At 43.6% G+C, this 26,110-nt stretch carries 24 protein-coding genes and 2 pseudogenes; 3 read left to right on the top strand and 23 right to left on the bottom strand.

Annotation, left to right across the window (positions count from 1 at the left end):
- From DSBG_RS08020 to pth, 6 genes and pseudogenes are all read right to left on the bottom strand, one after another.
- Nucleotides 1–181: pseudogene (locus DSBG_RS08020) on the bottom strand (bifunctional methyltransferase/pyrophosphohydrolase YabN); the annotation flags it as partial.
- A 204-nt stretch (nucleotides 182–385) separates the two neighbouring features.
- Entirely contained in the window at nucleotides 386–949 is a 564-nt protein-coding gene (gene spoVT / locus DSBG_RS08015; protein ID WP_068963630.1) for a stage V sporulation protein T, read from the bottom strand.
- 171 nt (nucleotides 950–1,120) lie between these two features.
- Nucleotides 1,121–2,065, bottom strand: a complete 945-nt coding sequence (locus DSBG_RS08010; RefSeq protein ID WP_068963629.1) for a peptidylprolyl isomerase — start codon at nucleotides 2,063–2,065, stop codon at nucleotides 1,121–1,123.
- Between the two features lie 39 nt (nucleotides 2,066–2,104).
- Nucleotides 2,105–5,644: a transcription-repair coupling factor gene (gene mfd / locus DSBG_RS08005; protein ID WP_176716223.1), complete on the bottom strand. Its 3,540-nt coding sequence runs from the start codon at nucleotides 5,642–5,644 to the stop codon at nucleotides 2,105–2,107.
- A 321-nt stretch (nucleotides 5,645–5,965) separates the two neighbouring features.
- A complete protein-coding gene (locus tag DSBG_RS23000) occupies nucleotides 5,966–6,142 on the bottom strand; it encodes a hypothetical protein (protein WP_009617245.1) in 177 nt (58 codons plus the stop codon).
- Between the two features lie 56 nt (nucleotides 6,143–6,198).
- Nucleotides 6,199–6,756: an aminoacyl-tRNA hydrolase gene (pth, locus tag DSBG_RS08000; RefSeq protein ID WP_068963627.1), complete on the bottom strand. Its 558-nt coding sequence runs from the start codon at nucleotides 6,754–6,756 to the stop codon at nucleotides 6,199–6,201.
- Between the two features lie 89 nt (nucleotides 6,757–6,845).
- Here pth and DSBG_RS07995 point away from each other — a divergent pair, with 89 nt between their 5' ends.
- Nucleotides 6,846–7,571: a PRC-barrel domain-containing protein gene (locus DSBG_RS07995; RefSeq protein ID WP_068963626.1), complete on the top strand. Its 726-nt coding sequence runs from the start codon at nucleotides 6,846–6,848 to the stop codon at nucleotides 7,569–7,571.
- A 16-nt stretch (nucleotides 7,572–7,587) separates the two neighbouring features.
- Here DSBG_RS07995 and DSBG_RS07990 read toward each other — a convergent pair whose 3' ends face one another.
- From DSBG_RS07990 to DSBG_RS22995, 9 genes are all read right to left on the bottom strand, one after another.
- Nucleotides 7,588–8,529 carry a ribose-phosphate diphosphokinase gene (locus DSBG_RS07990; RefSeq protein ID WP_009617239.1) on the bottom strand — a complete coding sequence of 314 codons (942 nt, stop codon included), beginning with the start codon at nucleotides 8,527–8,529 and terminating at the stop codon, nucleotides 7,588–7,590.
- 15 nt (nucleotides 8,530–8,544) lie between these two features.
- Nucleotides 8,545–9,906 carry a bifunctional UDP-N-acetylglucosamine diphosphorylase/glucosamine-1-phosphate N-acetyltransferase GlmU gene (gene glmU / locus DSBG_RS07985; protein ID WP_068963625.1) on the bottom strand — a complete coding sequence of 454 codons (1,362 nt, stop codon included), beginning with the start codon at nucleotides 9,904–9,906 and terminating at the stop codon, nucleotides 8,545–8,547.
- 177 nt (nucleotides 9,907–10,083) lie between these two features.
- Nucleotides 10,084–10,338, bottom strand: a complete 255-nt coding sequence (gene spoVG / locus DSBG_RS07980) for a septation regulator SpoVG (RefSeq protein WP_009617236.1) — start codon at nucleotides 10,336–10,338, stop codon at nucleotides 10,084–10,086.
- 129 nt (nucleotides 10,339–10,467) lie between these two features.
- On the bottom strand, nucleotides 10,468–11,286 hold the full coding sequence (gene purR, locus DSBG_RS07975; RefSeq protein WP_068963624.1) for a pur operon repressor: 819 nt from the start codon (nucleotides 11,284–11,286) through the stop codon (nucleotides 10,468–10,470).
- 5 nt (nucleotides 11,287–11,291) lie between these two features.
- The gene (locus tag DSBG_RS07970; RefSeq protein WP_068963623.1) at nucleotides 11,292–11,984 is read right to left on the bottom strand and encodes a GntR family transcriptional regulator; all 693 of its coding nucleotides are present in this window, start codon (nucleotides 11,982–11,984) and stop codon (nucleotides 11,292–11,294) included.
- A gap of 15 nt (nucleotides 11,985–11,999) precedes the next feature.
- A complete protein-coding gene (gene ispE, locus DSBG_RS07965) occupies nucleotides 12,000–12,866 on the bottom strand; it encodes a 4-(cytidine 5'-diphospho)-2-C-methyl-D-erythritol kinase (protein ID WP_068963622.1) in 867 nt (288 codons plus the stop codon).
- A 133-nt stretch (nucleotides 12,867–12,999) separates the two neighbouring features.
- Nucleotides 13,000–15,657: a cyanophycin synthetase gene (gene cphA, locus DSBG_RS07960; RefSeq protein ID WP_068963621.1), complete on the bottom strand. Its 2,658-nt coding sequence runs from the start codon at nucleotides 15,655–15,657 to the stop codon at nucleotides 13,000–13,002.
- Nucleotides 15,658–15,754: 97 nt separating this feature from the next.
- Nucleotides 15,755–16,555 (bottom strand): cyanophycinase, encoded by an 801-nt coding sequence (locus tag DSBG_RS07955; RefSeq protein WP_068963620.1) that lies wholly within the window; start codon nucleotides 16,553–16,555, stop codon nucleotides 15,755–15,757.
- Nucleotides 16,556–16,614: 59 nt separating this feature from the next.
- Nucleotides 16,615–16,761 (bottom strand): hypothetical protein, encoded by a 147-nt coding sequence (locus tag DSBG_RS22995; RefSeq protein WP_009617219.1) that lies wholly within the window; start codon nucleotides 16,759–16,761, stop codon nucleotides 16,615–16,617.
- 158 nt (nucleotides 16,762–16,919) lie between these two features.
- Here DSBG_RS22995 and DSBG_RS07950 point away from each other — a divergent pair, with 158 nt between their 5' ends.
- Nucleotides 16,920–17,258, top strand: coding sequence for a L,D-transpeptidase (locus DSBG_RS07950; protein ID WP_068963619.1), 339 nt, complete (start codon nucleotides 16,920–16,922; stop codon nucleotides 17,256–17,258).
- A 103-nt stretch (nucleotides 17,259–17,361) separates the two neighbouring features.
- Here DSBG_RS07950 and yabG read toward each other — a convergent pair whose 3' ends face one another.
- Nucleotides 17,362–18,198 carry a sporulation peptidase YabG gene (gene yabG / locus DSBG_RS07945; RefSeq protein ID WP_068963618.1) on the bottom strand — a complete coding sequence of 279 codons (837 nt, stop codon included), beginning with the start codon at nucleotides 18,196–18,198 and terminating at the stop codon, nucleotides 17,362–17,364.
- 132 nt (nucleotides 18,199–18,330) lie between these two features.
- On the opposite strand from yabG, the gene DSBG_RS07940 reads away from it, so the two are divergent.
- On the top strand, nucleotides 18,331–19,215 hold the full coding sequence (locus DSBG_RS07940; protein ID WP_068963617.1) for a glycosyltransferase family 2 protein: 885 nt from the start codon (nucleotides 18,331–18,333) through the stop codon (nucleotides 19,213–19,215).
- 132 nt (nucleotides 19,216–19,347) lie between these two features.
- Here the strand turns inward: DSBG_RS07940 and DSBG_RS07935 are convergent, their stop codons facing one another.
- The 7 genes and pseudogenes from DSBG_RS07935 to DSBG_RS24005 all read right to left on the bottom strand — a co-directional run bounded on the left by DSBG_RS07935 (nucleotide 19,348) and on the right by DSBG_RS24005 (nucleotide 26,082).
- Nucleotides 19,348–19,941 carry a DUF8453 domain-containing protein gene (locus DSBG_RS07935; protein ID WP_083236776.1) on the bottom strand — a complete coding sequence of 198 codons (594 nt, stop codon included), beginning with the start codon at nucleotides 19,939–19,941 and terminating at the stop codon, nucleotides 19,348–19,350.
- 213 nt (nucleotides 19,942–20,154) lie between these two features.
- Nucleotides 20,155–20,991, bottom strand: a complete 837-nt coding sequence (rsmA, locus tag DSBG_RS07930; RefSeq protein WP_068963616.1) for a 16S rRNA (adenine(1518)-N(6)/adenine(1519)-N(6))-dimethyltransferase RsmA — start codon at nucleotides 20,989–20,991, stop codon at nucleotides 20,155–20,157.
- Nucleotides 20,975–21,538 (bottom strand): annotated as a pseudogene (gene rnmV / locus DSBG_RS07925) (ribonuclease M5); the annotation flags it as partial. The gene rsmA and the pseudogene rnmV, both read right to left, overlap by 17 nt.
- Nucleotides 21,539–21,695: 157 nt before the next feature.
- Entirely contained in the window at nucleotides 21,696–22,865 is a 1,170-nt protein-coding gene (locus tag DSBG_RS07920) for a glycosyl hydrolase family 18 protein (RefSeq protein ID WP_068963614.1), read from the bottom strand.
- A 177-nt stretch (nucleotides 22,866–23,042) separates the two neighbouring features.
- Nucleotides 23,043–23,747: an N-acetylmuramoyl-L-alanine amidase family protein gene (locus DSBG_RS07915; RefSeq protein WP_068963613.1), complete on the bottom strand. Its 705-nt coding sequence runs from the start codon at nucleotides 23,745–23,747 to the stop codon at nucleotides 23,043–23,045.
- A 157-nt stretch (nucleotides 23,748–23,904) separates the two neighbouring features.
- Nucleotides 23,905–25,077 (bottom strand): ubiquitin-like domain-containing protein, encoded by a 1,173-nt coding sequence (locus DSBG_RS07910; protein WP_068963612.1) that lies wholly within the window; start codon nucleotides 25,075–25,077, stop codon nucleotides 23,905–23,907.
- 78 nt (nucleotides 25,078–25,155) lie between these two features.
- Complete coding sequence (locus DSBG_RS24005; protein WP_068963611.1) at nucleotides 25,156–26,082, bottom strand: G5 and 3D domain-containing protein; 927 nt, start codon at nucleotides 26,080–26,082, stop codon at nucleotides 25,156–25,158.
- Nucleotides 26,083–26,110 lie beyond the last annotated feature (28 nt).

Here is a 26,110-nt window from a genome sequence, read left to right as displayed (position 1 = left end):
TGGCATAGATCTCATCAAACGATTCAACAAGTACACCTTCGGCCACCAACTCCTGAATACAAGGATGCTGTGATGTTCGCGCAAAAATTTTCTTCGCACCACATATACAACGGTAGTTTCCAAGGGTTAACTGTTCAAGGCCCGCAGGGCCTAAGCCAATAACATGAAGACACGAGGACATTTTCTTTCACACCTCCTGTGGACATTTTAGCATAAATTAAACTGGCTTGCACCCGCGCGAAGACACTGTCTTCGCACGTATTAGCCTTCTTGCAGGATGGCGAGAGAGGACCATCGCCAAGGATGGCAAGATGCCGTGATGGCCGAGTGTCCCCCTTAAAAAAATAAAGCGGCTAACCGCTTTATTTCATCTGCATGCAATATGTTATTGTTCCATCTGCTTTGCTAAAAAAGCTGCGGCAGTTTCAACCAATTTAATCTCCAACTCTCCCATCTTCATATTAAGTTCTTTGGACATGAGAATCACTGCACCGATAGGATCCCCTTGCGAGATAATCGGTGCAATGACTTCGCTAGTGCACTTGCATTTATCCTCTTCATCATTTTCAGGACAGCTCTTGCACGAGGCATGTTCACCTGCCATTGCAATATGAATGGTCTTCCTTTCCCCCATCGCTTGTTCCACTGCGGGCCCTATTGCTCTATTTAGATACTCTTTCTTAGATGCTCCAGATACTGCAATAATAGTATCTCGATCAGTTATACAAGTAATATGTCCAGTTGCCTCAAAAAGCGAATCCGCATATTCTTTAGCGAACTCACCCAATTCGCGAATAGGCGAATATTTTTTTAGTATAACCTCTCCCTCTCGATCTACAAAAATTTCTAACGGATCTCCTTCCCGAATACGGAGAGTCCGACGAATTTCTTTTGGAATAACGACACGACCGAGGTCATCAATTCTTCTTACAATACCTGTTGCTTTCATATACGCACATTCCTCCTTTTGTCGTTCCTGAAAACCTATTTAGTCCATCATTTTAATCTTTTGTAACCTTAAATTCAATGATAGTATATATCTAGGGATTGCCAATTATTCATTTTTTTCCAATGTAAAACAAAAGAAGGCAATTTTCATTGCCTTCTTTTTGACGCTTAATTAACTTGCAGGCTGATATCCATTGGCATATTCAATCTTGGCCTTCTTTCGCAGATCGTCGAAATAGGTCTGGAACTTGGTATCTTTCGCCTGGTTCAGTGCATCTTGGGCTACTTGATCTTTCACCTTGGCATAGTCTGCAGCCACTGCTGCTGTATGCGCTTCAACCAAGATCACATGATAACCAAATTCTGTTTTTACAGGAGTTGTTGAAAATGTGCCCACTTTCTGAGCAAACGCCGCCTTTTCGAATTCAGCAACCATTTTTCCCTTAGTAAAGGTTCCGAGATCTCCGCCTGACTCTTTAGCCCCTGGCTCGATAGACTTATCTTTAGCGAGTTGAACAAAATCTGCCCCCGCTTTAAGTTGCTCAATAACTGCTTTTGCTTCATCTTCCGTTTTTAGCAAGATATGACGGGCTGTTACACTCTCAGACTGGCTATAATTAGCAACGTTTTTATCAAAAAAGGCTCTAACCTCACTATCGCTAGGTACTTTAACATCCGATGTCACTTTCTCGTAAACCGTCAAGAAGTTTTTTAATTCAGGTTCGGTCATACCCTGTTGCTTAAGAGTATCTTGAAAAGTAGCATCAGCCCCAAAATTCTTCTTGATCGTATCTTCCTGTGCTGTCACTTTTGCATCTTCAGGATTAAGTTTTTGATTTTTTACTTCTTGGGCGATAAGCTTTCCTTCGATCATGCGGTCTAATAACTGACCTTTAAGCTGAGCTAAAACCTGTTTACCTTGGTCAGTATCAAATTTCTGACCTTGATTCTCATATATTTTTTGGGCATCAGCTACTCGGGCATCATAATCTTTAACTAAGATAGAATCTCCGTTAACTTTCACAGCCCATTTACCACCAACCAACGAAGAGCACCCCGTGGTCACAATCATCAATGCAATAACTCCTAAAATTATCCCAACTCGGGACTTTTTCATATAGCCACACCCTTTCAAATTTGACATACGAACAGTATATCAAGGAGTTAACCTTGAAGCAACGTCGCAAAATGTCGAAAGCACTCGGCGAACTGCCTCAATTACCTCTTCTTGGTCCGTTGTACGGATGCGTATTTTGCATTCTAAATTCCCATTGGGCATCGTCCTAAAAGATAATGGTTGAGGGGACGCCGACGCGACCGCCATCAGATGCTCACCGTTAATACCTAGATCTGCCAAAAAACGAATGGCAACACTCTGTGTGCCTTGTTGAATCTGTTCAATTTTTAAAGTGCTGGCCAATAATTTAATCCGGATGATTTCAATTAGATGTTCAACTTCACGTGTTGGGGTTCCGAATCGATCCACTAATTCGTCAACCATCTCACCAAGTTGTTCCTCATCTCGAACCATCGCCAACCGTTGATACAGTGACGCCTTGGTTTGGCGGTCCACAACATACGGATCTGGCAAAAAGGCATCCACCTGAAGTTCAATGCTCGGTTCGATGACTTCTTCAACCGTTTCTCCACGCAGCTCCTGAACCGCTTCTTTGAGCATTTGACTATACAATTCAAATCCCACCGCCGCTAAATGCCCATGCTGTTGGGCACCGATTAAGTTCCCTGCACCACGAATTTCCAAGTCTCGCATGGCTATTTTAAATCCTGCCCCAAATTCCGTAAATTCTCGAATTGCGGACAGACGTTTTTCGGCAATTTCCGTGAGAACCTTTTGTGGCTTATACAAAAGATAAGCAAACGCTTTGCGATTAGAGCGCCCAACACGCCCTCGCAATTGGTAGAGTTGGGATAACCCAAAACGATCGGCCTCATCAATAATCAGTGTGTTAACATTCGGCATATCAAGTCCAGTTTCTATGATAGTCGTGGAAACCAAAACATCCATTTCCTGTTCTAAGAAAGCAAGCATGACCCGCTCCAACGCCATTTCACGCATTTGACCATGGGCAACCCCAAAGCGCGCTTCGGGAACCAATTGACTTAAGTATTGGGTAACCTGGTCCATATCCTCAACTCGATTATGCACATAGAACACTTGCCCTCCGCGTTGTATCTCGCGTCGTATGGCATCTCGTACAACATCAGCCCGAAATTCAGTGACATAGGTTTGCACCGGATAGCGACCTTCTGGTGGAGTCTCAATCACGCTCATATCCCTAACTCCCACTAGAGACATATGCAATGTCCTCGGAATAGGGGTTGCTGACAAAGTCAGTACATCCACGTTGCCTTTTAATGTCTTTAGTTTCTCCTTATGAGCAACCCCGAAACGCTGCTCTTCATCAATGACCAATAAACCTAAATCTTTAAATTTAACGGCCTCAGCGAGAATACGGTGCGTACCCACAATAACATCGATTCGCCCGTCCTTAAGACCCTGTAATATTTCCTTTTGCTCCTTTGGGGACCGAAAACGGCTCAGCATTTCAATCGTAATCGGATAACCTATAAACCGTTCTGTGAAGGTATTGAAATGTTGTTGAGCTAAAATAGTCGTGGGGACAAGAACTGCCACTTGCTTGCTGTCCGTCACTGCTTTAAATGCTGCGCGGAGGGCAACTTCTGTTTTTCCGTACCCCACATCACCACAAAGTAAACGGTCCATCGGACGTGAGCGCATCATGTCCGCTTTGACATCCGCAATGCTCTGGAGTTGATCCGGAGTCTCTGCATAAGGAAACTTCTCTTCAAATTCGTTTTGCCACACATTATCTGAAGAAAAAGCATATCCTTGGATTGCTTCCCTCTGAGCATAAAGTTTTACCAAATCAATCGCCATATCTTTGACGGCGCTGCGTGTTTTACTCTTGACTTTGTGCCACTCAGTCCCCCCAAGTTTGTAAAGTTTGGGCAGGCTTTCAGCACCACTTCCTAGATACTTTTGCAAGAGATGCAGTTGATCCAGCGGGACATAGAGCCGATCTTCTCCAGCATAACGAATCCCAAAATAGTCCTTTTCTATACCCCCGACCTCTAACCTGTCAATACCAGTGAACTGTCCGATCCCATGGTGAACATGTACTACATAGTCATCTGGCTTTAGATCAGGTATATAGATATTCTTTTGGACAGGTGGGCTAGGCTTTTTGCCAACTGCTTTGCTCTCTCGTTTATAGATTTCTGTTTCCGTCAGAACGACAAGTTTTCCGAGCGGCAACTCAAAACCTTGGTCCAAGGAATATGGATAGACATAAACATGGCCTTCCTCAACAGAATCTTCAAGTTCTTTGCGGGACGCCGTCACTCCAAGATCTTTTAAACCCTGAATCAAACGCTCGACATGATCCTCATCGCCGACAAACAGGGCCACCACATTCCCAGCTTCCTTGCGATGCCCTATCTCATCGACTAACTTACTTGTTTTTCCCATGAAGCCAGTTAAGGGATGAGCATTTAGGTTAAAAATACGCTTTGGTGAGAGCCCCGGGACCTGCCTCAGAAGCGTTGAAAGGCCGATCAACGGATGCTGCTTTCCGTGGCTTAGGATGTCATCGTAATCAATAAACTGAGTCTCAGGGTGAACAAATCCCTCGCCGTGTTCCAGTTGCTGCGTAAATTCAAGTAAGCGTTCATTGGTTTGAAACTCTAATTGCTCTTTTAAGCGTAACGGCTCATCTAAAATAACAAAATGGTTCTCAGAAAGATACGAGAAAAATGGGACGAGTGGCGTATTAACTAAGTTTAAGTAGGGATAAACATTTTCGTCTAGGATTCCCTCTTCAAGTCGTTCTACCAGAAAATCAACTTTCGATTGTAGACGGTCAGCCGCCTCGCTTTTTCCGGCACGCTGAAGTCGTCCGATCGTTTTCCTAGCTTCCGCTCGAATAGCAAAGCGAAGTTGCCCTAACTCCTCTCTAGTGACAACATACTCCATAGCAGGGGAAATAAGCACTTTGTTCTGCGAAGCAACGGATTTCTGCGTCCCTATGTCAAACGTCCGAATAGAATCGACTTCATCGTCAAAAAACTCGATACGTACGGCCTCTCCGTCTAAAGGGACAATGTCCAAAATGCCGCCCCTTAAGGCAAATTGTCCTTTCCCTTCAACTGTCTCAACCCGTTCATACCCTCCAACGGTTAAAGCAGAAAGAACTTCGGATAAGGCATATCCTTTCCCTACTTCAAATTCAATCGTATATTTTTTCCAGCGTTCAATAGGAAATACGCGCCGTTCGACTGCGAGGACAGAAGCCACAACAGTACACTTAGGGTCCTGCGCCAATTGATTCAGAACACGAATTCGTTCCGAGGTTGTTTCTCTGCTTCTGCCTAATACTTCAAAAGGAAGCCATTCTGTTGTGGGCAAATGGAGGATGGTTTCTTGGGAACACCATGTCCGCAAATCGTTTGCCCACTTTTGAGCTTGCTCTTCTGAATAGGTTAGGATCAATCCAGGTTTAGACTTTCGTAAAAGCTGGGCCACACAAGCTGCTTTCTGACTTCCTGTTAAATCATAAATCATTTGGGGCCATTCTCTACAGCTTAACGACTGATCAATCTCCTTAATGTCAAGCCCCCGTCGAAGATAGTCATGAATTGTACTCAAACCGCTCATCCTTTCAGGCAGCAAAAAAAGATGAACGTCCACCAAAGGACCCCCATTTCGATATTCGATGTTCGATATTCGATGTTCGACCTAAGAATTATTACTCAAGCTTCGAACCACGATTCTCGAACTACAAATTACGATTTTGCCTACCTCTAAAAACTGACTTAAATGTATTCATCTAGTAGGGCACGCCTCGTCGTGCCCCAACAACAATTCCTAGAACCAAAGATAATTCACATAGACCAAAGAATGCTACGGGTCTTGCAGAGCCCACCTTTAATAATAGTCTCCGACTTCTGGCCTCTGACCTTTGACCTCCGACATCTGTTAATGATACACATTTCTCGGCTCCATTTCCATTTCCTGCAGACAGAGTGGGCAAAGCGCATACGCGACATTCCCAACAATATCCATTATAGGGTCCACGTTATGGCTGGTCAAGTCATCCAACTCAATCTCCCCAATAATTCGATCACAGGCATGACATACCTTTAATATCTTCATCCAGGACCACCTCCCTTGCTAGTAGAATTACCGCTAGCCCAGGAGGTTATACTTAGTTAACGATGGTATAAATTCATAGCGCGACCAGTTTCTCCTTTAATCCATAGGTTAGTTACCTTTTCCGCGCGTTCTAACAGGTCATCTAACTGGGTAAGCTCATCCTCCGCGAAGGCAGAAAGTACATAACGTGCGGGGTCCCACTCTCTAGGCGGGCGACCTACACCCAATTTAAGTCGCCAAAATTTCTCTGATCCATATTCAGCTAGAATGGATCGAATTCCGTTATGCCCACCTGCACCACCTTGATCACGGAGACGGATTTTGCCCAGCGGCAAATCCATATCGTCATGAACTATTAGTAAATCTCCCCCGAGAACTTTATAAAAATTGGTGAGTTCGCTCACCGAACGCCCACTTAAATTCATAAATGTTTGAGGCTTTAAGAGGATAAGGCGTTCTCCCTCCACATTACCTTCCGTCCATAATCCCTGGAATTTGGTACGAAATTGAAGGTTATAGGCCTCTGCCAACAAGTCAATCAGCAAAAATCCAATATTATGACGCGTCTCTGCATATTGAGGCCCGGGGTTTCCAAGACCGACAATAACCTTCATTCTAATCTCCTCCATAGCATATTCATCCGATACTCTGAATACATTCTTTAAGAATAAAAAACGATCATCACCAATAAGGGGGTGAACCTGTGAAACCCAGTCGAAAGTATTTATCCTTACCAATCATTTCTCTCCAAGAAGGCCAGCAAATCGGATATGTCAAAAGCCTAATTCTTGATGCCAGCACGAAGTCTCTCGCTGCAATCGTTGTGGACCCGAAAGGTCTTTTTAAGGATCAGCGCATTATTCCCTATTCTAAAGTCGTCAGTGTCGGCGATGACGCGATCACTATTGACAAAGAGTCCCACGTAGAAAAGACCTCGAATCTACCCGAATTATTAGATTTGGTCAAAGGAAAACTGACCATCATCGGAACAAAGATGGTCACGGAAACCGGGAAAACGCTTGGAACCGCCGAAGAATATTATGTTGATCCAAAAACAGGGGAAATAACCCAGATCGAGATTTCTGGCGGTAAACTCGAAGGATTCTTAAGTGGCAAAGCGTGGATTGCTGCAGAATACATTACGACTATAGGACATGATGTAATTGTTGCCCGAAAGGAAAGCGAAAACGTTCTAACCGTCGCAGACAAAGGAATCAGTGAAACCTTCAAAAATCTAATTCACTCAACGTCACATCTAGCCTCAGAAACAACTCATACCATCAGTAGTTACTTTAAGAAAGATAAGGCCAAAACAACTGCTCAAACCGCTCAAGAAAAGACGCCCATCATCATTTCCGAAACTGAAACAATTCCAGCTACTGACGAAACCGTATCAGAAATACCCGTAACCAAAGAACCCCTGGGATGATACCCCAGGGGTCTTTTTAACTAAAGAGTTTACTGACCGAGAGATCTTCGTGAATACGGACAATGGCTTCACCCAAGAGCGGGGCAACAGACAACGCCTTAATCCGAGGAATCATTTTCTCCTTGCCTAACGGAATCGTATTGGTCACAACAAGTTCACGAATAACAGAGTTCTCTATACGTTCAATGGCTGGCCCAGATAACACAGCATGCGTGCAACATGCATACACTTCCCTAGCACCCCGCTCGACAAGAGCTTGAGCTCCTAGAGTAATTGTACCGGCGGTATCAATAATGTCATCGATCATAATCACGGTCTTCCCTTTCAGTTCACCGATGACATGCATGATCTCAGAAACATTAGGCTCAGGTCTACGTTTATCAATAATAGCTATGGACGCACCAATCCGTTCCGCGAGATTCCGAGCCCGTGTCACTCCTCCTAAATCTGGGGATACGACACAGATGTTTTCAAGTCCCTTTTCTCGGAAGTACTCTGCCAAAATTGGAACTCCTGGCAAGTGATCCAATGGAATATCGAAAAACCCTTGAATCGCTGGAGCATGTAAATCCATAGTTACGACACGATCCGCTCCCGCTGAGGCAATTATGTTCGCCATTAATTTTGCTGTGATAGGGTCACGAGCCCTTGATTTACGTTCTTGACGGGCATATCCATAATAGGGCATCACAGCAGTAATACGACGCGCTGAAGCCCTACGAATGGCATCAATCATGATTAATAATTCCATGATGTTGTCATTGGTAGGATAGCAGGTGGGCTGAACAATATAGATATCCGAACCCCGAACGCTCTCGTCAATGGCTAGACAGATTTCCCCATCTCCAAAACGTCTTATGTTTGCTTCACCAAGTGGGACTCCCAGGTAGTCCACGATTTCCTGTGCCAACGGCCGATTGGCATTCCCACAAAAAATCTTAAATTCTTTTGCCGCCATGCCTCTTTTAGCCTCCTATTTCATCTTTTTGCGATACCAATGTTCCTTGATTACCTGCTGACTCCGTTCAACAGCCAAGGCCTCTGCAGGAACATTCTTCGTAATAGTAGACCCTGCGCCCGTAACAGCATGTTCTCCCACTTCAACCGGAGCAACCAAGTTTGTATTACTACCGATGAAAGCATAGTCTCCAATTGTCGTGAGCGACTTTTTAACACCATCGTAATTACACGTAATGGTACCCGCTCCGATATTCGCTGATTTCCCGATGTGTGCGTCTCCAATATAACTCAAATGAGGTACTTTCGCACCTGTTTCAATCCAACTATTTTTAATTTCTACAAAGTCCCCAACTTTTACTTCTGCTTCTAGTTTTGTACCAGGCCGTAAATAGGCAAACGGACCAACGTGACAGCGTTCACCAATCACCGCGTCTTTGGCCACAGTGTAGGTCACTTCAGAACCACACCCCACCATACAATTTTCCAGACTAGTCTGAGGCCCAATCACGGCATCCTCTTCGATCCGTGTTTTACCCATCAAACGGGTGAAGGGTAAAATCGTTACGTCCTGGGTGAGTTCAACTTCCGCGTCGATAAAGGTCGAAGAGGGATCTACTAGCGTAACTCCTTCGTTCATCCAATGTTCAAGAATGCGCTCGCGAAAAATTGCTTCGGCATCAGCCAATTGGCTTCGGCTGTTAATGCCCAATGCTTCATGTGAATCCGCAGTACAATAGGTCAGCATTTTTTCCCCATGTCTTAAAAAGACATCAAAGACTTCTGTCAGATAATATTCCCCTTGAGCATTCTGAAGAGTGATTTTCGTCAAGGCGTCCTTGAGTACCGATCCTTTAAAACAGTACGTCCCCGTGTTTATTTCGTTGATTTGTCGTTCATCAAGGGTTGCGTCTTTTTCCTCAACAATTTTAACAAGCTGATCACCATTTTTAATAATCCGTCCGTAACCAAAAGGCTGATCCATATAGGCTGTCAAAACCGTGGCGCTAACCCCTTGAGTCTCGTGCAATTCAATAAGAGCATGTAGTGTCTCGGGTTTAAGTAACGGCTGATCTCCACTTAGGACAAGAACGGTCTGGACGCCTTCCAGATAAGGTAGAACTTGCATAATAGCATGTCCAGTTCCAAGTTGCTCTGTTTGAACCACGGTTTCAGCGCGCCCACAAACACTGGCCTCAACAACCTCTCGACCATGCCCAACTATAACCAGCGGACGTTCTATTCCGACTTGGGTTACAGTGTCCAAGACATGTTCAATGAGAGTTTTCCCTGCCAATAGATGCATGACTTTCGGCAACTTCGATTTCATTCTTGTCCCTTTTCCTGCAGCCATGACCACCGCCACCAAATTAGACATAATCTAATTCGCCTCCAGCTTTAGTTTAACCTCAACTTATTATTACATCCCGAAAGTTCTTTATTCGTCAGATCAGATCAAAATCCTCTTTTATGCCGAAGTTTTAATCTTCTAAAGAAAAAGAAGACCTACTGCAAGGTCTCCTTTAACAAGTCTAAAAGTATCTATAATATGCGTTTAAATAGCCTCTTGATAAGCTTTCAAAACAGCCGTCTGGATCACTTCTCGTGCTGCAGCAGAAATGGGGTGGGCGATATCACGAAATTCCCCTTCAGGAGTTTTACGGCTAGGCATGGCTACAAAAATACCATTCATACCTTCAACGACTTTGACATCATGAACGACAAAAGCATTATCAAAGGTCACAGAGACCACAGCCTTCATCTTTCCTTCCGTGTTAATCTTCCGAACCCGCACATCGGTAATATTCATTATGAATCACCACCCTCCCACTTATCCTTCGGGCTTATTCATAATGGTATTCTCTGTATGGTAAAAAAATCCTGCCTTATATTCAGAAAAATTTCCACAAGATAAAGAAAACGTCTTAAATAATAGAATTTAGAAGCTATCCATAGGGACAACTAACATTTTTCCAGAGTGCAAGTCTAGTTCTCTAAGCTGTAAAAGAGATAAATATCCCTCAACAAGCTTTGGTTCTTCCGTTATCTTGGCTTCCACTAATACCCCAATTCCCACAACGTTAGCTTCAAATTCTGACATTAAATTCTTTATCCCTAGCGCGGTTCCCCCCGCCTTCATGAAATCATCGATTACAAGAACGCGTCGTTGGGGATCTAAGGCCCTGCGAGAAAGCGACATAGTTTGAATACGCCGAGATGATCCGGAAACATAATTAATACTTACGGAAGAACCCTCTGTTACTTTGTTTCCACTGCGAATGACCACCATCGGCAAACCTAAGGCCTCTGCCGTAACAAGGGCCAACGGAATTCCTTTCGTTTCAATGGTCACCACAACATCAGGTTTTTTATCTCTAAAAGCACCGGCAAAAATAAGGCCAAGTGGGCGTAAAACAGATGGATCGAACAATACATCGTTCATATACAGAAAACCGCCCGCAAGAATTCGCTCTTTATTGCTCAGACATTCAGCAAGCTTGCTAAGGAATTGTTTCGCTTCCTCTTTGGCAATTTCCGGAATATAACGAACCCCCCCAGCTGCACCTGGAATTGTTTCAAGGTGACCCTGCCCTGAAAGGAGTAAACTCCCCTTAACAGCCATCAGATCCTCACTAATTGTAGACTTGGCCGTACCAAATCGTTCTGCAAATAGGGTTAACGGAGTCAGGATATTCGGCTTTAACATCAACACTTGGGTGATGGCCACCATCCGTTCTGCTCTTTTCATCTTCTCCACGCTTATTAATCCACCTTATCCGGATCATTCTTTAGACTAATCGCTTCAAACATTACATTCTCAGCCGTAACAATATGCGCCATCGCCAAAGATTGTGCTTCCTCGCTATTATGATTTCTTAAGGCTTCAACAATCATGCGGTGTTCTTCAATCGCCAGTTTGTTCCGCCCTGGAACTGCCAGCGAAGTTGCTCGAAAACGTTGAATCTGTTCTCGCAAATTTTCTAGGATCTGAATCAGCCGTTCATTGCGACTGGCTCTATAGACCAAGGCATGAAAATCAGTATCTGACTTCACAATCTGCTCTAAGTTCATTTCACTCTCACTGACTCTAAAAAACAAAGCCTGCTCCATTTGTTCCAATTCGTCTTCTGTAATACGCTCTGCTGCAAGCCCTGCAGCCAATCCCTCTAACGCAGAACGGATCTCAAAAACATCGGCAACATCTTTTAAGGAGACGCCGGCAACATACGCTCCCTTGCGTGGAATCATGACCACAAAATTCTCTAGTTCTAATTTTCGAATTGCTTCACGTACTGGGGTTCGGCTAACTCCCATTTCTTCGGCCAATTGAATTTCCATCAACCGCTCCCCAGGCTTAAGAACTCCACTGAGTATTGCATCGCGCATCGATTCAAAAACAATTTCTCGTAATGGCTTATATCCATCAAGTATAACTGGTACTAATCGTTTCTCCACGAAATATCTCTCCTTTCATCCTTTAACCTCTGCAACCGTTGTTGTAACCCAAACATTTTTAAAGCCTTTTTTTCTCAACTGCCCAGCGACCTCTATGGCGTGTTGTCTTCCTTGAGCAATCCCAAATACACAGGAACCGCTTCCAGACATTAAGGCTCCGTAACACTTTGCCTCAAGCAAGAGCTGCTTAAATTTCAAAATTTGAGGAACCATTTGGATAGAGGCAGACTCTAAATCATTATAAAGCAGATCTGCGATTTGCTGCGTCGACCTCTGGGTTAAGGCATTTTCCCAATTCGTTCGCGTTAAATGTCCACACTGCCCAACTTCGTCAAAGCGGCGATAGGCTTCCCTTGTGTTCACTCCGGCAAAGGGTTTAATTAAGACAAGATCTAGCTTTGGAGCTGTGGGCAATACTTCAAGCTGCTCTCCGCGTCCAGTCGCCCACATCGTTCCTCCCTGCAGGCAGAAGGCCACATCTGCACCACATCTCGCTGCAAGTGCGAGGAGTACTTCCCTATCGAGAGGTTCTTCATAAAGTTGATTTAATAAACGAAGCGTCGCAGCCGCGTCCGTGCTCCCACCAGCTAATCCAGCCTGTACCGGAATACTTTTTTCGATCTCAATCTCAATCCCATCAGATAGGCCACACTGTTCCTGAAATAAGACAGCAGCCTTATACGCTAAATTTCCTGAGCCACTTAATGCTCCACAACGGCATACAACCTTCTCTCCGCTACGCCGAACCCGGACAATATCGTGTAAGGCGATGGATTGCATGACACTTTGCAGTTCATGATACCCATCTTCCCGAATTCCGGGAATGGCTAAGGCTAGATTAATCTTGGCGTATGCGAACGTTGTTAGAAAAGATTGTTCCATTTGCATTGCCCTTTCCGAACATTACGAATGTATTTCCCTTCATTATACATATTTTCGGGTTGGAGATCCAGCACTTCTCCTTGTTAAATAAGAATCAAAAGGGACGAAGATAATCCTCGCCCCTCCCTAATCCCTAAAATTCTTCCCCAACAACCCATTCATTCTGCGCTGGTTCAAATGATAACGCCTTTTGTAATTCCAAACGCTTATGAATTTCCTCCTCAATTGGCTCAAGGTGTTCATAGAACATCACAAAAATGTCCCCCGGAACGCAACTATCTAATCCATTTCGAAAGGCTTCTATTTCCGAAAGCACGATTCTTATCTTATTCGGACTCATTCCATTCTGCACCGCTTCATCATAAAGAAGTTGAGAAATCTCTCCCGGTTTGCGTCCACGCAAATCAGCATCTTCTCGGATAATCAAACGTTGAAAACTCTGAGCGGCTATCCTGCCAACTTCGCAAATCGATTCATCTGGCCGATCACCCGGTACCGTTATACAGCCCACCAGCGAACTCCCCTTGAACTGTTTAAGTGTTTTTGCCACTTCTTGAATTCCAGCAGCATTATGTCCATAGTCAACAAAAACATGAACTCCATCCAACTCATAAAGATTTAGTCGCCCTCGATTGTGTTCTGTATCCGAGGAAAAATCTTGAAGAGAATTCCGAATCGCCGCAGCACTTAGTCCTAATGCCCATCCTGTTGCAACTGCCGCTAAGGCATTATGAATATTATGTTTGGCTTTCCCTTCCCAGGTCACAGGAATCTGTTTCACCGAACAGATTTTAAAACTTTGTGAACCCTGACAAATTAAGATCATCCCTCGGCGCACAAAGACGGCTGTTCCTCCTAACCCCAAATGTTTACGAACATAAAAGTTGTCCTTTTCAGTACTAAAGAGGATAATTTTCCCTTTCGTACGCTGCGCCATGTGCACTACATGGAGATCATCCGCATTCAATACCACGTAGCTATGAGGCTTGACAACCTCAGCGACCAGACTCTTGACATGGGCTATATCTTCGAGCGTCTCTATACCATACTGACCTAGATGATCATTGGAAACATTCGTTATAACCGCTACATCGGCATATTCATAGCCTAAGCCTGCTCGGAGAATGCCACCGCGTGCTGTTTCTAGAACGGCTACTTGGACATCAGGATGTCTCAAGACAATTCTTGCACTCTCTGGTCCGGTCATATCTCCCTTAATCCACAATTTTTGATTGATATAGATCCCATCTGTGGAAGTCATGCCCACTAAAAGATGCTGATCTTTAAGCATTTTGTTGATCATACGAGTCGTGGTAGTTTTCCCGTTAGTACCTGTTATCGAGATGATAGGAATTCTTCCATTTCCCGAAGGTAACACTTGCTCGACGATGGCCTTGCCTACCTCACGCGCTTTACCAACGCTCGGAAAATGATGCATACGAATTCCTGGTGCTGCATTGACTTCAATAATATGTCCATTTCCTTCGCGATAGGACGATTCAATATCCTCAATTACTAAATCAATGCCTGCAACGTCCAAACCAATCAGCTTGGCTGTGCATACTGCTAAATCTACATTATCCGGATGTACCAAGTCCGTCACATCCTCAGCGATTCCCCCAGTGCTTAAATTAGCACTGTCACGCAAATAAACCACTTCCCCAAGTTCAAGAACGGATGATAGAGTCAATTGCCTTTGGGCAAGAGTTAAAAGCACCACGGGGTCAATTACAATCTTTGTTAAGGCCTTCTCATGGTCATCCCCACGTATAGGGTCCGCATTCGTTTGCTCCACCAACTCGGCAATCGTAGACGAGCCATCTCCAATTACATGGGCTGGAACCCGCTTCGCCGCAGCAATTAGACAATCTCCTACGACAACCAATCGATAATGTTGCCCCGCAATGTACTCTTCAATGATAACCCAATCCCCATAAGTTTGAGCGACCCTAAACGCAGCCCTAACTTCTGACGCGCTCGTTAGGCAAAGGGTTACCCCTTTACCTTGGTTTCCATGCAATGGTTTAATTACAACAGCCGTTTTCATATCCAGGAAGGCTTGAGCAGCTTCCTCTTCCGTCCTCACAATATAGCCCCAAGGTACGGGAACCCCACCATCGTTCAGTATTTTCTTAGTCATTTCTTTATCACAGGCAATGTCTACAGCGATACTAGAAGTTGCACCCGTTATTGTTGCTTGAATACGACGTTGATTCCGTCCGTACCCCAATTGCAGCAAGCTCCCCTCATTGAGACGATGTACAGGAATTCCTCGTTCCTGACATGCTTCAACGATAACTTGCGTTGAAACCCCTAACTTGTATTCATTCATTACCTTTTTTATGCAATTTACGGCATATATTACATCAAAAGATTCTTGATTCAGAAGAGTCTTCACAAGAGCGAACCCTTGTTTAAAGGCCTCAACAGCTCCCTCTTTAGCCTCGTAGTTAAAAATAATCTTATACCAACCTGGTTGATCCAACATTGCCATAGTCTTACCATATTTAATGGTTTGCCCAGCTTGTGTCAAAAGGTCGATGGTCACATGTTCAATGACATGTCCAATAAGGGTTCCCTCTTGTAACCGCTCTAGAAATCCACCAAGTTTACCTCTTGAACAATAGTGATCTGCCAAGGTCGGTAAATGCTCGACGAGACGCAGACTAAAATCTCCCAATTCATTACTAAATCGTTCGGTCCATTCTTGGAGATCCACAATCGCTCGAATAATCGGCCGATGACTGTAAACATTGGCCCCTTCGATCGCTTGGATTTCTCTAATCTCCATTATGTTGTTGTTCTCCCTTCCGCAGCAATGGGTAATATACACCCCTAGTTTTAACCCTTTTTCCTCTTGGTATTCCCTAATTAGGTCAATCTCTTGTCTAAAGTAAGGAAACTCGACGTTTTAGATCAAATCCATAGCCATCGGATAGAACATGCATCAAAATTGGACTCAAAACCAAGGCTTGCCCCGGTGTCGTTTCCGAAACGTTCGTTGTGGTGGAGGAAGACGCATCTACCACAGTTACCGTATTAGTTCCAACGACTAAAAAACGCGCATCAGACTGTACTAAAATAGCCGTATCTTCATCAATCCCCACACCGAGAACATAGGGATTTTGAGAGATTGCCGATAAGAGACGTCCGATTCGCCCACGTTGAGCAAAGTGTTGATCAATTACGACGGAACGTAACAATCCCAAGCCTGGTGCCATCGTCAAGGTATCCTTCTTCGCCGTTCCTGCTTCTCCTCCGACAATCATCGTATCCGACATAACAGAAGCCCCTGCACTCGTTCCCGCAATAATTACGCCCTGTTCATATAGTCGCTCTAACATCCTGCCGAGCAAGGTCCCCCCCAGCAAACCAGTGATCCTCAGTTGATCCCCCCCAGTGAAAAAGACCCCCGTCGATTTTTCCAACTCCCTTTCGATCCCTTGTCTATTTGCCTGAGTCCGGTCTAAAACATCTAAAACCTGCACTTCTTGGGCTCCCAGTTCGAGAAACAAGGAATGATATTCTGTCCCTACTTGGAGCGGGTATTCTGTCGCAGCTGTCAGGACCGTGATACGGCTTTCCCTACCACCCGACTCCTGGACAAAACGTTTAAGGATTTTACACTCGTTCTTTTTATCTTCTGCACCACCGATGATAAGCAGTTTTCCTTCCACATGTTCAGTCAAACTGATCCCTCCAGTCCGTATATTTTCCACCTAAAGAGGGTTTAATTATGCAAAGAACATTAATTAATTGCTAACATACCATGAGATATAAAGAAAACTTGGCTGGCGCCAAGCGCTGACCATGGATGGTCGAGTGTCCCTGAAGCCATGACTCGAACACGACGTTCGAGGTTAGAGCGCCGCCCGAAGACACTGTCTTCGCACATATTAGCCTTCTTGCAGGATGGCTAGGCGCCGTGATGGCGAGAAGGGACCCTTAGCGAAGGCGACTGCCTAGTTGCACTTATGCTTAGAAAGTATATAACGGAAGTTTATACTTTCTGATAGTAGAACTCAATTACCCAAGAAAGGAGGCTCCCGCTCAATGCCCAACCGTTTAATTGTTATTCATACCGCTCGTCGACAGTTAGAGCTTTATGAAGGAAATCGACTGATCCACCATTACCCAATTGCAGTTGGCAAAGGAGCAACCCCTACACCCCATGGCCACTACACCATTGCTACTAAAACAGTTTATCCCGGCGGTCTCTTTGGTAGCCGGTGGATGGGGCTTTCAATTCCTCATTATGGAATTCATGGAACAAATAACTCAGCAAGTATTGGGCAAGCCGTGTCCAAAGGATGTATCCGTATGCATAACCACGACGTCGAAGCCCTCTTCCAACGCGTCGAAATTGGAACTCCAGTGATCATTGAACGTTAAAAAAGTGTGATCCAGGCAGCTCTTATTTTACTACTGCCTAGATCACACTTTTTCCTTGATGCTACAAGTAGACAGGGGTGATGGTACCTCTCCCTCGCCCCTTTTAATAAGGGCTTCTAGGATATCCCCGCCGCATCTGCCCTCTCGTCTCAACCCCTCCAATCCCATCCGTCCCAGTAATAGTATGCATGAGAATATCCTTCACTGAAACAATTTGGTCAGTTGGGGTAAAGGCAATTCGCTCAACGATGAAGACTGGGTCAAAGGCATGAATCAACATGCGTTTCGGTGATGAAGCAAAATTGGCCCCGGCTGAAAGAATCGCCTCATAATTGGATTGACAAGCTCCTGCAAAGATTACTAAAGCATCCCGGTTATGCTGAAAACGCCGGGCCTCCAAGACAGATTCCACAAAATAGCGTGAACTCCGATAACTGTCCATACTATGAAAATCTATTTTTCCGTTAATAAATCCGTCATGACCTGTTAATACCAGGATATCAGCCGGATTCTCTTGTAATATCTTGCGAATTACTCTTGGTTGTTCTATCTCAGATTTGCAAATCCCTTTAGCTTCAATTCCCATTTGTCGATACGTCTTGATACACTGGCTTAAATAATCTTGGTCACCGTCAAGCTGCAACACCCGTCCCGGAATCTCGAAAAATTCCCTTTGATCATCTTGATCCACTTTCCTTTGACTGGTTAGCTTGTGTAGTTTCTTATAAATCATTTTATTATCTTCACGCTCATAGTTCGCAATCTCCATCGGCCTCTTCGAAACAAGATCTGTGACCGGAGCATCTGCTAATAGCCTTAAATTGAGCCCTTTGAGAATGGCCGAACGTTCCCCATTAACATTCGAGTTTAACTGGTCAATGCGAAAGAAAATATCCTGTCGGTGTGAAAGCCGCGCCACAATATCCCCAACGTGAAACATAGCCTAACCTCCTCGTGGTTCGATATTCGTGGTTTGTAGTTGGAACTACGAACTACGAATTTACTATATACTATGTCAAACAGAAATAAATGGCATAGATTATAGTAATTGTAAATAAAAGGAGGGCCTAAGATGTTCGCAGCAGTCATACCCGCCAAAAATGAAGAAAAGAGCATCTTGGCAGTCTTAACCACAGTTTTACGTCTCCCAGTCAGCTACATCATTTTAGTTCTTAACGGCTGCACAGACCGAACATTAGAACTTGCTCGTTCGATACCCGATAATCGTATTCATATTCTTTATTTTTCAGACCCCTTAGGAATTGATATACCACGAGCTGTTGGCGCTCTTTACGCTCGAAATTTGGGAGCCAACGGGGCATTGTTTCTCGACGGCGATATGTCTGGGGATATTTATCCAAATCTCATGTCTCTTCTAGCTACCGTCCATTCTGGCATTGATGTCGCTTTAACCAATTGCTATCCATATATTACACATCGCCAAAAACTAGCTAACCTTGTCCTTAAATTCCGGGCAAAGCTCAACCGAGAACTTGATCTCTTTAAAACACTAGGCCTAGCTACTCCAACGCATGGTCCACACGCACTTTCCCTGCACGCGTTACGACTCCTTCCTCTCGAAGCCATTGCAATCCCCCCACTCACCTTGTATTGGGCCAAGGAAAGTGGCCTGAACATTAAAGTAGCTACATCCATACCCCACGAAACACTGCATTCTCCAAGAAAACATCGGCAGCATGCTCGCCTAATTGCTGAAACGATCATTGGGGATTGCCTCATGGGATTAGCTCTTGTTCAAAATAAACCTCTAACTCGCACACTCGGCAAACATGAATTACTGGGTTATCACCTAGAACGACGATTTGATCTCCTTCAGAATTGGGATCAGTCTCTAAGGTCTCATGACATGTTTTATGAACAGCATGTTATTATCCCTGGATCTTTTACTCCAATCTTAGGTCATTCCGACTCTATTGACCTTAGTAGATCCAAATAAGACTATCAGAAAAAAATAATGTAACACAGAATAACCAAAGCAAAGGGCTGGGACACATTGTCTCAGCCCTTTATAACCTTGCAATTATACAATCATGATATTTTATTGAGCTATTTTGGTTAAGTTATGCGCCTAGCTCCTAATTTTAGGATCAATATCATGCTTCTTAAAGTATTCTAGAATTTTTGCCTTTTCTTCCACCCGTACGTGCACAGTGGGTTGCAATTTTCCCTCTAGAACCCCATTCCACTTCATGTAAATTGTTTGGTTGAAGGATTTACTTAAGATGGGATCATCATACTGTAAGTCAACAACTACATATTGTGCATTAACATTAGGTTGTTTAGGATTAATCTTATCACTAGGTATGATCATAACTAAGCTCGACGAAGCATCCTTAGAAATTTCATTAACAATGGCTGATTCATCATGATGAATCGGGTTTCCGGATAAACGATCATCAAAGACAATTGTCTCGCTTGAAAGATTGACAGCAGGATGTATTCCCACATTATTGAATTTCAACTCCAAGCTGAGTTCATTATTTAGGTCAACTATAGGAGACTCTTTTAAAACGAAATAAGGTCGTGAAGTATTCTGTTGTACTTTCCATGCTGTTATTGTCAAATAGACGGTAATCAATGCAGTGAGCGCTATCACTGTAGTCGCCATTGTGGCGATAACGCTCGACCATCTCATGAAACGTTCGTTGCTTATTTTACCCAACCCTGGTTCACCCTCCGTAATCCTTATCGCCGTGACCCTAATTACTTTAGATACACTTAGGCTTTCTTATAGTTCGGGAATTTCGCCTCTTTTATGCTCTCTTTTAAGAAAAAAAGAAAGACCCTATCGGAAGGGACTTTCTTAAACTAAACCTTTGTAATATTCTAACTCACTCAAGCTAAAGTTTAGACTAGTAAGATTAGACAATCATTGTTAGGAGTTATGTTGCGAAAAAGCTTTTGTTAATGCCTGAAACTCATCAATACTCAATGATTCTGCTCGCCGCCCATCAGATATTCCTGCACCTTGCATTCGTTCGATGACCTCTTCTTTTCTTAGCCCTAATCCACCCGCTAGTGAATTACCTAACGTCTTGCGCCGCTGACTAAAAGCCGCTTTGACCACTTGAAAAAACTCCCTCTTATCCACATCAAACCCCGAATAAGGTCGAAGGTCTAATCTAATTACAGCAGACGTGACTTTTGGAGCTGGCCAAAATGAACTAGGTAAAACATCCATTATTTTAGTAACTTTGGCTGAAATCTGAACTGCAATGGATAAAACACCGTAGGTCTTACTTCCTGGTAGGGCCGCAATTCGGTCAGCTACTTCTTTTTGCACCATAATCGTCATCCCACTTAAACGGTCTGTTTGCTCAAGAAAATGCATGATTAACGGACTTGTAATATAGTAAGGCAAATTCCCTACCAAATAGCCCATTTGATCTCCCCATAATTCATTTAGATCCAGCTTTAAAGCATCTTGATTAATAATTTCTATAGGAAGGCCCTTGAGTTCTTTGTTCAAAACTCCAATTTTATGTCTATCTAGCTCTACTGCCCACATCTTTTGAACTTTTGTGGCAAGAATTCGGGTTAACACACCAAGACCTGGCCCAATTTCAACGAGTGGAACCTCCGGGTGCAACGTACTGGCAGCAACAATACAATTGATCACTTCGTCACTCATCAAAAAATTCTGACCCATAGATTTCTGAGCGCGAGCCCCGCTCTTGATTAGACGTCGTGTGTAATCAGCTGCGCTCTCCATGCTGAACCTCCTCAATCGCTTTAATAAAAGCCTCACGAGATATCCCAAAACGGTTCAACCGATGAAGAAATTGTTTGGCATTAGTGTCCCCGATTCCCAGCTTACGCCCAAGTATTAACCTATATTCACTCGCCCGTGATGACCCCATAAGACCATACAAGAGTAAATCCTCTATCGTAAAGTTTTCAACAAGAGCCCCCTGCTCTTGTTGTATATGAGCAAAGGCGCGTCGAATTTCATGTAGTGTTGCATTTTCTACCCCAATATCGCCTTGTTTGGTGGCTGCTTTTCTAGTCAGGTAAGTGTGCTTAGCTTGAGGAACATAGGTCCGGATACGATTTCGGATCTGCTCTCCAACCGTATCCGGATCTGTAAAAACGATCACTCCTTGACGATTTGCCATTTCTGCAATATAATCTAACTTTTTCTTTGTCAGTCCATAACCCTCCGTCCAAATTATATCAACTTCCCCGAGGGCTTGTCGTACCGCATGGGCGTCATTTTTCCCTTCAACAACAATAAGTTCCTTGATCATTCTTAATTTCCTCCATTTCCAACTCTTATATCTTAACTGAGAATGTCCAAAGACTCAAATTTTTTAGAGTTAAGAAAATAAATAGAGTAGGGCACGATGCTTCGTGCCCTGCGATGAGAACTCATATAAACCTAAAATAAGGGCACGAAGCATCGTGCCCTTACGGTCGTTATTTCCTTGTTTCTTTATTAGTTCCATACGTTTTTATCAGCGAATCCCAGATCGCGGGATCTTCCATACCTAAACGCCAAACTGCAACACCATGCAATTTGTGGTTGAGCGCATAATTCATTTTTATCCTCAAACTGGCGACATTCTCAAAAAAGACTTCGTGTCGAATACCATTCGACGTGTATATAAATTGTGGCACTTTAGCACTAGGATCCGTAAGGATTTGTACCCCATGTTTTTTGGCCCGATCAACTGTTTGACTATAGGATAAATAATCTGGCAGTAAAGGCTTGTTCGATCCCCAGTCAAATGAGTATACTGGCAGACCCATTACGATCTTATCTTTAGGTATTTTTCCTACTGCAAATTCAATAACGCGATTTACCCATCCTTGGGAGGCAATGGGTCCTTGGGTTGTGCCCAGACCATGCTCATCATATGTCATGAGAATAATTTGATCAGCGGATTTTCCAATCGCAGCATAGTCATACGCACCTGACCACAAATCCGAAGGATAATCGACAAACTTGGCCGGAATGGAAATGTTCAAAACTTTGTCTTTAGCCTTTAATGCTTTGCTAAGCTCTGCAACAAAGGAAGAAAAGTTGTTTCTATCGCCAGGAGGTGTCTTTTCAACATCTACTGAAATACCGTCCCAACCATCCTTTGTGGTCAGGTTAACCAGGTTCGTCACTAATTTAGCCCTTGTAGCAGGATTAGAAAAAACCCGATGAGCTAAATTGGCATCAAAACCAACCGAACCGCTTAAGTTCATGTTATGCACCAAGGCATAAGCTTTGGACCCATTTTTTTGAGCCTTATTTTTAATACTCAAATCGACTTTACCGCTCGGAATGACTTTACCTGATGCATCAAAGGAATACCAGAAAAACGCAACCTCATCGAGTAATTTAGCATTTTTGAGCATTGATTCTTTCGAACCAGGTGTAGGCCCCTCAGGGTCAGTGTAAAATCCCATAACAACCCGTTTTTCTGATCCTAATACGGAATCTCGTGTTGCACCAGCCTCAGCTTGCGGCGGTTGTGTATTTTGCGTGGTTTGCTGCTGGTTTTGTGGTGGAGAAGTTGGTGGTACATTTGTACATCCTGCCAAGGCGAGGCCCAAAATTAGGGCGCTGCTCATCATAAAAGTCAGAAATCGTTTCATGCTGCTCTTCAACTCCTTAATATAAATTTGATAACTGACTTTATTTTTCCCGCTTCAAAGGGTGTTATGTATTAAAATGTTAAGCGTTATTTTTATCTATATTAAGTCAATTATGGAAGTTAAGAAATATAAGTAAAGTCAAGCCTTCTAACGTTGACGTTGACCTTGTATTTCTAACTAGTAGCCAAAATAAATAGCAATTCCTTTTGCAATGGCACGTGATAATTGTTCTTGATACCAAGATTGTTGAAGCTTTTTTTGTTCTTTTTTGCTCGATAAATAGCCCATTTCTACAATGACTGCAGGCATACTTGTGTTTTTGATCACATAAAAATCTCCCGGTTTGGCAATTCTTCGATTCATTCCCGGTATTTTAATCAATTCTTGTTGAATCAATTTAGCTAACCCTTTTCCAGATTCAGATCTATAATGATAAAACGTCTCCGCTCCAGAGTTCTGTCCAGTTGCCGTAGCATTGACATGTAAACTTACAAACACATCTGCATTTGCCTCATTCGCCATATCAATACGATGATTTAAGTCAATTTGCTTTTTTGTGTTTTTTCCTTTGACTCTATCTGGGGCGTAGTCAATATCTCCTTCCCGAGTAAGGAAAACCTTTATTCCACTTGGTTCAAGCAAAGCTTTAATCTTTTGGGCAATCTGGAGATTAATCGATTTCTCATAAACACCCTGAGATGTAGTTGCACCCGGATCATATCCTCCATGACCTGGATCTAACATCACAACACGACCTTCCTCTGAATGGCTAATTACAGCGGTAGAACCCTGCCAAAGCACAGAGAACACCAGCATGCTCATGACGCACAAGACAAGTATTATCGCAGTTTTTTTCTCGAGTATACCTACTGATTTATGCATCCGATACTCCCCCGTTTCACGGTTACTGTTAAAGAGTATGTGACGATAAATGAAGTTATACTTCCTCAATAGTATAAAGAAACTTGGCTGATGCCAAGTTAATGTAAATAAGCCCCCGCTATAAACGAAGGCTTATTTACAAAATAATTAAGATATTTTACTGGACATATACCATGACCTTGCGAACACCATATGAAGATGCTGCCTCTCGAGAATTCATATAAAGGTCGATGCGGTTCCCTCTTATTAATCCTCCAGTATCTAAAGCACGAGCCTTTCCATAACCCTCAACATAGACACTCTTACCAAGGGGAATTACTCTTGGATCTACTGCAACTATCCCCCAACGGACAGCTGCCCCAGTTTTTGTTCTCCCTCCGGGTATACAATAGGCTGTTGCTCTCATGACATAAGCTCGCTTAAAGCGTATAGTCTCCCCACCCCGTGAAACTGAAGTTTGGGTACCCCGCGAAACTACTTGATTGGTCGGCGCTGTAACAACTCGCTGATCAAGTATCTCACGCTCGACTTCTTTTCCATCTTCTAACCTTAGTCTCACCGTCTGTTCTTGAATTCCATTTGAACCACGACTCACGACTTCGTCTGGTAATCCGACCGGAAAATCCGCAGCCTGTAAAACGATCTGATACGGAATCTCACTTTTTACGGTTTCTACTCGCTCCGCAACTCGAACCACGCTCACCTGTTCGTTAGGCTCTAGTAGATGATCAAGGGCCAGCGAGACCTTGTCTTTCATTCCTAAGACAATGCCTAGTTTCTTAAGCGCATCTGCAACGGTTCGTGGGGCGATATACGTATCTATAGTCTTGCCATCCACATGAACAAGAATGGGAATAGCCCGGCGTACCTTAATTTCCATTTGGTCCGTGACAGCTTCCGAACGTGAAACATTAACCTCATCGACGTCCTTAATCTGAAGTCCATACCGTTCCGATAAATCGACAAGTGCTTCCCCCACAGTTTTAGCCGGTGTTCTAGTCGTGAAAGTTTGTTCATCCACTGAAAGATGAACTGGTTTGCTTTTTGTCACTTCTACGATTAATCCACTTGTAACTTTAGTTTCTCGGGAGGGGTTTACAATATCTTCTGGATAAGACTCTAACCTAGAATGAGCTATAGCCTGACCAACGTTCCCAAAAATTGTAGTAATACGTACGGTTTTTCCGTCAATGTGAGCATAGATCGTTTTGGCATTGTAAAGAAACGCCACAACGGCAATGAGAAAAATAGCAGATACCGCAACAGTCATTTGGGCTATACGAGACGTCCGAACCAAGGATAATGCCCGAGTTCGAGTTAAATGAATCATTGAATCCCTCCAAAGACCTAATATGACCTAGCAACCCCATTTTAATGGATAAGTGGTCTGTTGTCAAAGTTTTTTCCATTAAATGGGTTTTAATACATAAATACGAACTGGTCTTCGCCCCCAATCAATACACTGTCGAAGGGTAGAGAAGAACACATCAATTCGATTTCCACGAATATCTCCACCAGTGTCTGCGGCTATAGCATATCCATACCCTTCGACATAGACCTTGCTTCCCATTGCAATGACTCTTGGGTCAACTGCAATCAAACCTTCTCTCGAAACGAGACCGGTAGCCGTTCTATTTCCTGTATACGTATAAGCTGTAGACTCAACTTTCAATGTTTGACTAATTCTCATTTTATCTAATTCGAAATCTTCTCCTACTACAGGTTTAGAATTTTTAATAATCACTTTTTTCTTAGGACTTTTGAGTTCGAAGCTGGATTGAACTTGCTGGTCAATGGGTTGTCCACCGACCTCAAACGTCTTTACTACCTGGCGCACCAAACCTTTTTCTCCTTCTTCCTGTATTTGGCTCATGCCTGGAAGAAGTTTATCGGACTCTATGTATAAAGTGTCAAAGGGAATTTCCTTTTCTTCCACCTGGGTTCTACTGGTTACCCAATCTCCCACTTCTTGGCTCGCTGTTTCTTGACCATCTGCTTCTCGATCATTTGCTTCTCGATTAGCTGCTTCTCGATTAGCTGTACTTTGGCTTGATGCTCCTCTACTAACTTGGATTGGTATTCCTCGACTGAGTGTGCCTTGGCTATATGCCCTCTGCCTGAAATCTAAAGAACTTAATTTGGAACCTAATTCACCCGTATTTGATGGTTGTGTAGCCAGTTGAATAGGCAATTGCAATGTTTGCGTTATATCTTGGGGACCCAGCGTTGAATACCGCGTACCGGCTGTGAACAGAGCCAAACCGCCTAAGTACGAGCTCCATACTTTGGTAGCACGCCAATAATCAGAATACGTGGTAATCGGTAGCGAATACATTTTATCCCCCCTTAACAAAACCTATGAA

Origin of the sequence: Desulfosporosinus cupriresistens (assembly GCF_001707885.1) — a bacterium.
In the GTDB taxonomy this organism is placed as follows: Bacteria; Bacillota; Desulfitobacteriia; order Desulfitobacteriales; family Desulfitobacteriaceae; genus Desulfosporosinus.
The sequence above is the reverse complement of the archived record's forward strand: the minus strand, read 5'-3'. Positions and strand labels throughout refer to the sequence as shown.

Excerpts from the sequence above, each read along its gene's own strand:
- mfd (WP_176716223.1), bottom strand. The coding sequence starts at position 5,644 with ATGAGCGGTTTGAGTACAATTCATGACTATCTTCGACGGGGGCTTGAC.
- spoVT (WP_068963630.1), bottom strand. The coding sequence starts at position 949 with ATGAAAGCAACAGGTATTGTAAGAAGAATTGATGACCTCGGTCGTGTC.
- pth (WP_068963627.1), bottom strand. The coding sequence starts at position 6,756 with ATGAAGGTTATTGTCGGTCTTGGAAACCCCGGGCCTCAATATGCAGAG.
- DSBG_RS23000 (WP_009617245.1), bottom strand. The coding sequence starts at position 6,142 with ATGAAGATATTAAAGGTATGTCATGCCTGTGATCGAATTATTGGGGAG.
- cphA (WP_068963621.1), bottom strand. The coding sequence starts at position 15,657 with ATGGAGATTAGAGAAATCCAAGCGATCGAAGGGGCCAATGTTTACAGT.
- DSBG_RS07910 (WP_068963612.1), bottom strand. The coding sequence starts at position 25,077 with ATGATTCATTTAACTCGAACTCGGGCATTATCCTTGGTTCGGACGTCT.
- DSBG_RS24005 (WP_068963611.1), bottom strand. The coding sequence starts at position 26,082 with ATGTATTCGCTACCGATTACCACGTATTCTGATTATTGGCGTGCTACC.
- DSBG_RS07920 (WP_068963614.1), bottom strand. The coding sequence starts at position 22,865 with ATGAAACGATTTCTGACTTTTATGATGAGCAGCGCCCTAATTTTGGGC.
- DSBG_RS08010 (WP_068963629.1), bottom strand. The coding sequence starts at position 2,065 with ATGAAAAAGTCCCGAGTTGGGATAATTTTAGGAGTTATTGCATTGATG.
- DSBG_RS07990 (WP_009617239.1), bottom strand. The coding sequence starts at position 8,529 with ATGGCGGCAAAAGAATTTAAGATTTTTTGTGGGAATGCCAATCGGCCG.
- DSBG_RS22995 (WP_009617219.1), bottom strand. The coding sequence starts at position 16,761 with ATGTGCGAAGACAGTGTCTTCGGGCGGCGCTCTAACCTCGAACGTCGT.
- DSBG_RS07950 (WP_068963619.1), top strand. The coding sequence starts at position 16,920 with ATGCCCAACCGTTTAATTGTTATTCATACCGCTCGTCGACAGTTAGAG.
- DSBG_RS07915 (WP_068963613.1), bottom strand. The coding sequence starts at position 23,747 with ATGCATAAATCAGTAGGTATACTCGAGAAAAAAACTGCGATAATACTT.
- yabG (WP_068963618.1), bottom strand. The coding sequence starts at position 18,198 with ATGTTTCACGTTGGGGATATTGTGGCGCGGCTTTCACACCGACAGGAT.
- rsmA (WP_068963616.1), bottom strand. The coding sequence starts at position 20,991 with ATGGAGAGCGCAGCTGATTACACACGACGTCTAATCAAGAGCGGGGCT.
- glmU (WP_068963625.1), bottom strand. The coding sequence starts at position 9,906 with ATGTCTAATTTGGTGGCGGTGGTCATGGCTGCAGGAAAAGGGACAAGA.
- ispE (WP_068963622.1), bottom strand. The coding sequence starts at position 12,866 with ATGGAACAATCTTTTCTAACAACGTTCGCATACGCCAAGATTAATCTA.
- DSBG_RS07940 (WP_068963617.1), top strand. The coding sequence starts at position 18,331 with ATGTTCGCAGCAGTCATACCCGCCAAAAATGAAGAAAAGAGCATCTTG.
- spoVG (WP_009617236.1), bottom strand. The coding sequence starts at position 10,338 with ATGAATATTACCGATGTGCGGGTTCGGAAGATTAACACGGAAGGAAAG.